Here is a 1,561-nt window from a genome sequence, read left to right as displayed (position 1 = left end):
TCTCCGCCACCGAGCTGCTCGACCGCCCGGTGAGCCTGACGATCTGGCAGGACGGCGAGGTGCTGCGCCGGGTCCACGCCGTCGTCAGCGAGTTCGGTCGCGGCGACCGCGGCCATCGCCGCACGCTCTACTCCCTGGTCGCCCGCCCGGCGCTGTGGCGTCTCGACCTGCGCCACAACTCGCGCATCTTCCAGCAGGTCTCGCCGCTTACCGTACTCAACACCCTGTGCGACGAGCGTGGCCTCACCGACGTCGCCTTCGCCGTCACCCGCGACCTGGCGGAAAGAGAATTCCTCGTGCAGTACCGGGAGACCGATCTCGCCTTCGTCGAGCGCCTGGCCGCCGAAGAGGGCCTGTTCTACTTCCATGAGTTCGAAGACACGCCGAACGGTGCCCATCGTCTGGTGTTCGCCGATGCGCCCCAGACCCTGGCCCACCTGGGCGAGCGCACCTACCACGGCCGCGCCGGCGGCACCCCGCCGAGTCGCCACGTGCGCAAGCTCCAGCAGCTCGCCCGGGTCGCCCCGGCCTCGGTCACGCTCAAGGACTACTCGTTCAAGAACCCCGCCTATGCGCAGCTTCACGAGCACGCCGCGGGTAACCTGGAAGAGCACGCCCAACGGGACGACTACGAACACTACGACTACCCCGGGCGCTACAAGGCCGACGCCTCCGGCGACGCCTTCACCCGCATCCGCCTCGAGCACCTCAGAAGCGGCGCCCTGACCTGCGCCGCCGAGAGCGACCTGCCCGAGCTCGCCCCCGGGGTCAAGTTCACCCTCACCGACCACGATCTCGATGAACTCAACCGCGACTGGCAGGTGGTCAAGGTCAAGCACACCGGCAGCCAGCCCCAGGCGCTGGAAGAGGATGGTGTCACCCAAGGTGACGCGGCAGGGATGGGCCAGATGACCAAGTTCGACAACGAACTGATCCTCACCCCCGCCGACCGCGCCTGGCGCCCCACGCCCAACGCCAAGCCCCGCGTCGATGGCCCGCAGATCGCCTTCGTCGTTGGCCCCGAGGGCGAAGAGATCTACTGCGACGAGCACGGCCGGGTCAAGGTCCAGTTCCCCTGGGATCGCTACGCCGAACCCAATGAAACGGCGAGCGCGTGGGTACGCGTCTCCCAGGGCTGGGCCGGCGGCGGCTACGGTAGCATGGCCATTCCGCGGATTGGGCATGAGGTGGTGGTGTCGTTCCTCGAGGGCGATCCGGATCAACCGCTGATCACCGGGCGCACCTACCACGCCGTCAACACGCCGCCCTACGAACTGCCGGTACACAAGACCCGTACCGTCATCCGCACCCAGAGTCACAAAGGCGAAGGCTTCAACGAACTTCGCTTCGAGGACCAGGCCGGCGAAGAGCAGATCTGGCTGCACGCCCAGAAAGACCTGGAGCTGCTGACCAACAACGACCGCACCGAAGAGATCGGCAACGACAGCTTCCTCACCGTGCACCACGACCGCATCGGCGAGATCCACGCCGACGAGCACCATACCGTGCGCGGCGAGCGCCATGAGCAAACCGTCGCCAACCAGCACCTCACGGTACAGGG

1 protein-coding gene is annotated in these 1,561 nt (G+C 67.3%); it reads left to right on the top strand.

Annotated elements, in window-relative coordinates:
• A partial coding sequence (gene tssI / locus HOP58_RS22740; RefSeq protein WP_234261912.1) for a type VI secretion system tip protein TssI/VgrG occupies positions 1–1,561 on the top strand: 1,561 nt, incomplete at both ends.

Origin of the sequence: Halomonas sp. MCCC 1A11062 (genome assembly GCF_021404355.1) — a bacterium.
GTDB lineage: Bacteria > Pseudomonadota > Gammaproteobacteria > Pseudomonadales > Halomonadaceae > Halomonas > Halomonas aerodenitrificans.
The sequence above is the reverse complement of the archived record's forward strand: the minus strand, read 5'-3'. Positions and strand labels throughout refer to the sequence as shown.